Source organism: Pseudomonas sp. PS02288, assembly GCF_029959715.1.
Classification (GTDB): Bacteria; Pseudomonadota; Gammaproteobacteria; order Pseudomonadales; family Pseudomonadaceae; genus Pseudomonas_O; species Pseudomonas_O kuykendallii.
On the sequence record NZ_JASCPA010000099.1, the window covers coordinates 1 to 9,104 of the forward strand.

Sequence of the window (9,104 nt, forward strand, 5' to 3'; positions counted from 1 at the left end):
CACGTTCGTCCCGACTGCAGCTTCCGGCAGGCGGGACGACCGTGCGGGCCGCCCGTCAGTACTTGCCGATGGCGTTGAAGAACCAGCCCTGGCTGCGATACGACAGGTCGGTGAGGTCGTCGCTGAAGTCGCTGAAGTTGTAGCCGACACCCGCCTTGAAGTGGTTGCCGAAGTGCCGGTAGACGCCCACCAGCGCGCCGACGCGGCTGTCCTTGGCGGCGAACTCGTCGCGCCGGCGGACTTCGGCCATCAGGTCCCATTTGCGTACCACGTGCCAGTCCAGCCGCGCGGCGATCAGTTGCCCGCGACTGTCGAACCAGTCCGCCGAACTGTCGCGACTCATGCGCAGTTCGCTCAGGCGATAGGCATACTTGCCGCCGACGCTCCAGCGCTCGTTCAGGTCGTAGATGCCGTCGATGGCGAAGACGTGGCTGCGCTGGGCGTAGTCGACGTTGGTGCCGGTGGCGGTGGACACCTGGTCCGGCGGCGGCAGGTCCGCCAGGTAGGTGTACTTGGTCAGCAGGTTCAGCTTGTCGTTGAGCACCGGACGGTAGGCGTAGCCCAGCGAGGCCTCGACGAAGTTGCCGTCGTAGTAGTCGCCGCGGTCGGAGTCGCCGACGGAGAAATCCAGCTTGCCGATGAAGCGCCAGTCCGGATTCACCTTGTAGCTGAGGTTGTTGCGCATCAGCCACACGCTGAGGTCCTGCACCTGGCTGTGGTCCTCGCGGTACTCCAGGCGGCTGGCGTAGCGCAGGTCGCCGTTGCTGTAGCCGACCTTGCCGCCGAACGCGCGGCGCTTGAGCTCGTACTCGGTCTCGGCGTTGAAGGTGCCGAACTCGGTGGTCAGGCCGTAGCTCCAGTGATCGTCCGGGGCGAAGTCCAGGCCGTAGCCCTGGATCAGCCCGGCCTGATCGCCGCGCTGCACGCGCTGCTCGGCATACACACTGGTGGTGTCGGTCCAGCGCGAACGTGCGCCGGAGACGAACTGGCCGACCCGCCCTTCGCCGCCGCCCAGGCCGCTGCGGCTACCGAAGCCATCGTCCGTGCGGTCGTTGTCCAGCGTGTAGTTGAAGTACAGGTTGGTGCGATCCGAGGCGTCGTAGTTGACTCCGGCCTTGGCGCCCAGGCCGAGGTTGCCGCTGGACAGCTCGCCGTTCAGCGCGGTGCGCTCGTTGAGGCGGTAGTCGCCGCCGACCCCGATGCGGTTGTTGGCGCTGCGCTCGCCGGTGCGGCTCAGCGTGCCCTGGGTGAATCCGTACAGCGACCAGTCTTCCTCGGCGTGGTAGAGCGCCTGGACCACCGCGTCGTTGCGCTCGCCTTCGTCGTAGGCGCCGCTGTAGAGGCCGTCGTAACCGTTGAGGTAGGACGAGCTGCCGTTGCTGCGACGGTCGTTGCGCAGGCCGCCGCTCAGGCGCCAGGCGTCGCTCAGGTCGTAGGCCAGTTGCGCTTCGGCGGAACGCCGCGAGCGGCTGCCCTTCTCCTCGGTCTCGTCGGCCTTCACGGTCAGCTCGGTCTTCTCGCCCAGCGGCGCGGTGTAGCTGCCGCCGACCTGATTGGCGGCGAGGTCCGACAGGCGTCCGGGCGCGGAGAAGCCAGCGTCGCGTTTCTCATAGTAGAAGGTGCCCTTGCCTTCGCCGTCTTCCACCAGGTCCTTGAGGTCGAAGGCGGTTTCCACGCGGTTGGCGCGGGCCGCCGAATCGCTGCCTGCCTCGGCGCTGTCGAAACCGAAGCCGCCGTCATAGGAGAAGCGCTGGTCGAGGCTGTCGCCCTTGCTCTGCGCCGATTCGACCTTCAGCCAGGTGCCTTCGCTCTGCCGCAGCAGCAGGTCGCCGCCGCCGAGGGTCTGGTCCTCGCGGCCGGTCTGCTCCTGCATGCTGCCGGTCACGCCGACCCGGACCTTGTCGTTGACCCAGTAGGAGGTCCGCCCGCCGTAGGCCATGTCGTCGAGCTTGTCGAGGCCTGGCGAGTATTCGTAGCCGACCACCAGGAACGCCGGGTTGCCGGACAGGCTGCCGCCGGAGCGGATCAGCAGGCTGCCGTCGGCGCTGGCCGAGAGCGGCTGGCTGAGGATGACGCGGCCCTGCAGGGAGTTGATCTCGTAGTCGATCCCGGCAACCAGGTCCTGGGCATAGAGCACCTGCCCGGAATCCGGATCGCGCACTTCGATGCGCACGCGCTCGCTGCCTTCGGTGATGTCCTGGTGACGCAGGTAGTACAGCGAACCCCCGGTGCCGCGGAAATCCTCGCGCGCCGACGCGGTGCCCGGCTCGGCGGCGAAGCCTTCCACCTGCAGGCGCCGTTCGCCGAAGCCGGTGAACTCGTCGCTGCGATAGCGCACCTGGCCGCCGTAGAGGCTGCGGTCGATCTGGGTCAGCTCGGTATCGCGGATCTGCTCGCGGAAGTTGCCCCACATGGCGTGGGATTTCTCGTCCTCGACCTTGGCGTAGAACTTGCCCCGCGTCGGCGCATCCTCGACCAGCGTCGAGTCGTCGCCGAAGGTCGCCCAGCCCTTGTCCGAGTCGGAGTCCAGGCGGCGCAGGAACTCGCGCGGGTCCTTGTCGTTGAAGTTGCTGAACAGGCTGTCCACGGCCTCCTCGCCGGTATCGACGCTGCCGGTGACGGTGTACTTACCGTCGATCTTGCCCTTGGTGTAGAACGCCAGGCGACCGTCGGCGTACAGCTTGTCGTCGTAGTAGCGGTCTTCCTGGGTGACCAGCCGCGCCGGGCCTCTGGTGTTCTGCTGGCCGACGGTGAAGTCGGCGATGGCCACGGTGAACCAGTCGTTCTGCGGCAGGCGCAGGTCGCGGCGGTAGATGCGGCCCTTGCCGTCGTCGTCGAGCACCGCGACTTCCACGGTGTGCACGCCGCGCGGAATGATCTGCGCCGCGGCGAACTTGCCCTGGTTGTCCACCGGCACCGGACGGCCCATGACGAACACGTGCTGGCCGTCCTTGACCTGCTTGCCGTTGATCGTGACGGTGCCGCCGGCCACCGGAATGGCATGACGTTGCAGGCGATTGCCGCCGTAGCCGGCGAGCAGGTCGGCGGCGACCTCCGCCTCCGGCTCCTCGGCCAGCTTGCCGCGCGCCACGCTGAGCGCCTGCGGGCTGGTTTCGTCGTAGCGGCCCTGCTCGTCGTACACGCGCAGCTGGTAATAGATGCGCTCGGGCAGACCGGCCGTGGGCGTCCAGTCGGCCTTCAGCTCGGGATCGAGCGGCAGCGTCTGCAGCAGCTCGGGCGCGCCGAACAGGCGCTTGCGACCTATGATGCGCACCTCGGCGCGCTTGATCCAGTGCAGGTAGTTGCTGTAGCCGCTGAACTGCTGGACCTCGCCGACCCGCGCCACGCGGGCGCCGGAAACGACGTTCAGGCGCGGCTGGGTGGAGAGGTTGTCGAAACGCACCTGCAGCAGGTCCTTGGCCAGCTCGACGTCGACGCAGCGTTGCGCGTCCGCGCTGCCCGCCTCGCCGTTGTTCAGGGGCGCGCCGTCGACGCTGATCATGAACGGCAGCACGTTCTGCAGCGGAACGTTGCCCGGCGCGCACTGCTCGGCCTTCGCCGGCGTGACGACCACCGCCTCGTCGTACCAGATTTCCACTTCGACGCGACGGTTCAGCGCCCAGTCGCGCTCGTCGTCGCCGCGCGCCAGCGGCTCGTCCGGGCCGCGGCTGGCGAACTGCAGTTGCTCGGTCTTCAGGCCAAGGCGCTGGCGGAACAGCTCGCCGACCTCCTTGGCGCGTTGCAGACCCAGGCCATAGTTGTCCTGGTAGATCGACTGGGTACGTTGCGACAGGTGCTGCGGATCGGTATGCCCGATCAGCCGCAGGCGCAGGTTGCGCTTGCCCGCCAGGCGCTTCATCAGCGTGTCCAGGGCGTCGCTGTCGCGCTCGGGAATCGCCGAGCGCCCGGAGGCGAAACGCACCACCGGCAGCCCTTCGCGCAGCACCACCGACTCGACCTTCTCCTCGCCGACGTCCAGCAGTTGCTCGCGCTTGCCGAGTGCGCCGTCGAGTTGCCAGAGAATCAGGTGCTCGCGCGGCAGTTCGCGCTCGGCGTTCGCCGGCAACGCGGGCAACCCGCCCGGCGTGAACGGCCGGCGCTGCACCAGGGATTCGTCTTCCATCGCCCCGCGCGGGCCTTGCAGGCCGCAGCCCTTGCCCACTTCACACTGTTCGGCGGCGATCGCCACGGCGACCGCCAGCGGGTTGAGGGCCAGTGCGGCGATGCCGCACGCCACCAGATTGCGCATGCTCATCGGATCACCTCCACACTGTCACCTGCCGGTACGATTTCTTCTTCCAGTTGCACGTCGTAACAACAGTCGTGTGGCTCCCACTGCTCCTTGATCCAGTCCCTCACATGGCCGATCCGGGCCCGCGCGTCCTCGACGCTGCCGTCCACCGGCAGGCGATAGGCGATGCGCAGGATCGAAGGCTCCGCGTACATCAGCGTCAGCACCTGGCCGAGCTGCGCCTGGTACTGCGCCGTCAGCTGGTTGTCCGCGCCGAAGGCCGCCGGGCTCAGGTCCAGGCGCACCACGCGGTGGATGCTGGCGCCGAAGTTGGCCTTGACCAGGCGCCCCTGGGTCAGGCGCACCACGCGCGGGTTCTCGGTGGTGATGCGGTAGCCGGACGGCAGCGTGCGTTCGTCGACCTTGAGGATGAAGTTGCTGCCACGCATCTCGCTGGGCACGTCGGCGCAGGCGATGTGGTAGCGGCCGTACTCGTCGGTGGTCACCAGCCAGCCCTTGGGCGTGGCCAGGCGCACGCCGGGAATGCCGGGCTCGCCTTCGTCCTGGTAGCCGTTGCGGTTCTTGTCGTCGAAGACCTTGCCGATCAGGTCGCTGCAGTCGAAGGTCGGGTCCGCCACCACGCGCACGCTGGCGCTGGCGACGTTGGAAACCCGCGCATCGGCGACCATGTTGCTGGCCCAGGCCTGGTTGACGTACTCGTTGAAGCCGACGCCGGAGCCGACCACCAGGATCAGGCGGATGGTCACCAGTTGCCCGGCGTTCAGCGTGCGGTCCGGCCAGCGCAACAGGCGGCCGTTGACCTGCGGTTCGGCGGGTACGCCGTCGATCTGCGCGGAACCCTTGACGTACTTGAAGCCCGGCGGGATCTGGTCCTCGAGGGCGATCGCCGCGAGGCTCGAAGCCAGGGTGTTGCGCGCGGTCAGGGTGTAGGGCACCAGCTCGCCACGGGTGACGTTGACCTTGGGCGTGGTCTTGGTCATGACGATGGCGCCGGCGAGGATCGGGTCGACCGGAATGTGGTTGTTGACCACGTCGGCCGAGCCGCCCGCGAAGCTGAAGCTCGCGTAGTACTGCGTGGTGTCGCTGCTGCCGGCGAGTCCGGCCGAGCTGGCCGGGCACAGCGCCGGGTCATGCGCGGTGATCGCGTCCAGCGGCGGCCGGTTGCTGTTCTGCACCAGCGCCGGGTCCGGGAAGGCACCCACCGCCAGGGTGGTGCGGCACACCGGGATCAGCGCCGAGGGCTGCTGCAGGTAACCCGATGGCGGCGTCACCACCAGGGTGTAGGTGCCAGCCGGCGCGCTGGGCAACAGCACGATCTGGTACAGGCCATCGCTGCCGGTGGCCTGCTCCAGCGCACCGCCGAGCACGTCGGCGGCGCTGAAGCCGGCCGGTCCTTCGATGCGCACCACCGCGCCGCGAACCGGCTCGCGGGTGATGGCGTCGTAGACCACGCCGGCCGGGTCGACCGGCAGGCTCTGCTCCGGCGTGTGGCTGCCGGCGACCAGGGTCAGCTCGCTGAGCGTGCCGGTGGCGGTGCTCGCCCCTGCCGGGTTGCCGGTGCCCATGGCGCCGTCGGTGTAGGCGGCGCCGCTTTCGTTGGGGACCGGGCGACCGTAGACGGTGCCGGTTTCCGGGTGACGGAAGCGCACTTCGTAGCCGCTGTTGGGGATCACGTCGGAGAAGGCGTAATGGCCGTTGGCATCGCTCAGGGTGGAAGCCACCACGCTGCCGCCACGCACCAGCTCCACGGTCCAGCCGGGCATCAGGCTTTCGCCCGGATCGCGCACGCGGTCGTGGTTGCTGTCGAACCAGACGCTGCCTTCCAGGCTGGTCAGCGCGCGGCTGATGGTGGTCGGGTCCTCGACGCGGTTGTTGCCAGTGTCGATGGACTGCTCGCTGCCGCCGGAGACCACGGCGACGTTGGTCAGGGTCACGTCGCCCAGGCCACCGTCGACGCTGACCGGCACGCTGATCGTGTTCGTCGCGTCGCTGGCCGGGGTGTTCGCCGGGATCGCCGCATCGGTGGTGCAGCGGATTACCTGCCCGCTGACGGCACAGCTCCAGCCGTTGCCGGTGGGCACACCAGCGGCGGTCAGGCCGGCCGGCAGGGTATCGACCACGGTGACGGTGCCGCTGCTGGCGCCCACGCCGAGGTTGCCGACGCGGATGACATAGACGCCGCGGCCGGCGGCGAGGAAGGTCGCCGGGTCGTGGGTCTTGCTGATCACCAGGTCGGGGGTGGGGATTTCGGCGAACCAGTTGTCCACCGAGAACAGTTGGCCGTCACCGCTCAGGTCGATGCCGGAGATGGCGCTGGGCGCGACACTGACCGTGGTCGCGGTGCCGCCGGCGCTGCCCGCGGTGGTCTTGCCGGGCAGCGTGCCTTCGGGCTGCTGCGGCTGGGTCAGGGTGTAGGTGCCGGCCGGCAGGCCGCTGAAGCTGAAGCTGCCGTCGGCGCCGGTGACCACGCTGCGCGGGGCCACCGGGTTGCCGTTGACGTCGGTGCCGCTCAGTTCGATGGTCTGGCCGGGCAATCCGTGGTCGTCGCCATAGGGCCGCCCGTCGTCCTCGGGGTCGATGAACACCTGCCCGCTGAGGGTGCGCCCGTGCGGAATCTCGGCGAAATCGTTGCCGGTGGACGCCGTGGCCGGTGGCAGCACGATGCCGGCGATGGCGCTGGGCAACGTGCCGACCGCGGTGGGCGTGCCGCCGGTGCTGCCGGCGAGGGTCTGGCCGTTGGCGGTGTTCTCCGGCTGGGTCGGTTCGGTCACCGTGTAGGTGCCCGGCGCCAGGTCGGTGAAGCTGTAGTGGCCGCCCGCATCGGTCACCAGGCTGCGCGGGGTGATCGCGTTGCCCTGCCAGTCGCTGCCGGTGAGGGTCAGGGTGACCCCGGCCAGGGCCGGATCGCTGTTCTGGCGCACGCCGTCGTTGTTCTGGTCGGCGAATACCGTGCCGGAGAGGCTCGACGGCCGCACTTCGGGGAAGTCGTTGCCGATTGAACCGCTGACCTCGCCGTCGGCGTTCGCGCTCAGGTTGATCCCGGCGATCTGGCTGCTGGTCGCCGTGGGGTTGCTGGCGACACCCGGCGCACCGCCGCTGCCGTTCAGCGAGATCAGGCTACCGGCGCGCGGCAGGTCGTTCAGCGTCCCGGCCGGCTGGCCGGCCTGGCACACCGAATAGACGCCGGCGGCCAGGTTGGCGAACAGGTAGTTGCCGGACGCATCGGTGAGCAGCGGATTGACGAAGCCCTCCGGGCCGCTTGCCAGCGGACCGGCGCAACCGTTACCGCTGTGCAGGGCGATGGAAATGCCGGCCAGCGGCAGGTCGGTGCCCGGCGCGTAGCCGCCGTCGTCGAGATCGTCGTTGCGGTAGACCTTGCCGGCGACGTAGCCCAACGTACTGACGTTGAGCGGCGCATAGGCCGGCTGCGGGTTGTTGCCGAAGTCGGTCTTCAGTTCGCCGGCGGCGATCACGTTGGTGTGCTCGCCGGGCGTGCTCGCGGTCACGTCGACTTCCACGGTGCAGCCGCCGGCCGGCACCACGCTGGCGCTGGCCAGGCGCACGAAGGCGGCGTTGGGCGTAGCGACGATGCTGGCGCTCGGGCAGGTGCCGCCGACATTCGGCGTGGCGGCCACGCGCACCGGTCCTGGCGAGGTCGGCAGGGTGTCGGTCAACGCCGCGCTGAGGGTCATCGGCGCGTCGTTGGGGTTGCCGACGAAGATCGTCAGACGCGAGACGCCGCCCTGCGGGATCACCGCGGGCTGGAACTGCTTGGTCAGCGTCGGCGGGCTGGAAAAGGTGATCTGCGCGCGCGTCGGCTGTTCGTTGACGACCCCTTCGTAGCTGCTCACGCCGCCCGCCGGGATCTGGTTGAGGTAGCTGCCGGCGACGTTGCTCAGCACGTTGACACTGACGGTGCAGGAGGCGTTCGCCGGCAGTTCACCGCCGGCCAGGCTGACGCCAGTGCCGGACGGCGAGGCGCTGGCCAGGCCACCGCAGCTGTTGGCGAGGTTTGGCGTCTGCGCCACCACCAGGCCGTTCGGCAGGCTGTCGCTGAAGGCGACGCCGGTCAACGGCGCGGCGTTCGGGTTGCTGATGCGGATGCTCAGCGCATAGGCGTTGCCCGGCGTGCCGTTGGCGATGCCGGTGCTGAAACCGTCGGGGCTGCCGGCGTCCAGCGTGCGATTGACGAAGGCCTTGTGCACGCGCAGGGGCATCTTCACCCGCAGGGTGTCGCTGGTGCCCTGGTTGTTCTGCACCGGGCTGCCGCCGGCGCTGGCGGATACCGCGCCGACCGGGATGGCGTTGAGGTACTCGCCCTGGGTGGCCGAGAGCACGTCCACCTCGATGTAGCAGGTGGCGGGCGCCGAACTGCTGCCGGCCGCGAGCTGGCCGTTGCTCAGGGTCAGGCTGCCGCTGGCGACGCTGATGCTGCCCTGGCAGGTGCCCAGCGCGTTGGCCGGGCTGGCGCTGACCAGGCCGGCGGGGTAGCTGTCGGTCAGGGTCAGGCCGCTGAGCGGTTCGGAGGTGGGGTTGGTGAAGGTGATGCGCAGGCGCGAGCGCTCGTTGGCCGCGACCACGTTGGGGGTGAACTGCTTGACCACGCCGAGGCCGCTGCTGGTCTGCAGGCTGGTGGAGGCCGGCTGGTCGTTGCTCACGCCCTGGGCGCTGGTGACGGCGCCCGTGGGGATGATGTCGTTCACCGTGCCGGTGACGGCCATGGTCACGTCGACGGTGACGGTGCAGCTCGCCCCCGCGGCCAGGCTGGCGCCGGCAAGCGACAGGCTGGTCGCGCCCGGTGCGGCGCTGCCCACGCCCCCCCGCCGGGGGTGGGGGGCATAGCCCCCCAGGC

General features: G+C 69.4%; 2 protein-coding genes. Both read right to left on the bottom strand.

Annotated elements, in window-relative coordinates:
* Window positions 1-55 precede the first annotated feature (55 nt).
* A complete protein-coding gene (locus QMX85_RS22720) occupies window positions 56-4,255 on the bottom strand; it encodes an OmpA family protein (protein ID WP_282344728.1) in 4,200 nt (1,399 codons plus the stop codon).
* Complete coding sequence (locus QMX85_RS22725; protein ID WP_282344729.1) at window positions 4,252-9,066, bottom strand: SdrD B-like domain-containing protein; 4,815 nt, start codon at window positions 9,064-9,066, stop codon at window positions 4,252-4,254. The genes QMX85_RS22720 and QMX85_RS22725 overlap by 4 nt, the downstream gene beginning before the upstream one ends.
* Between the last annotated feature and the right edge of the window lie 38 nt (window positions 9,067-9,104).

Bases quoted from the DNA above. Each gene is read 5' to 3' on its own strand.
- QMX85_RS22720 (WP_282344728.1), bottom strand. From the start codon at position 4,255: ATGAGCATGCGCAATCTGGTGGCGTGCGGCATCGCCGCACTGGCCCTC.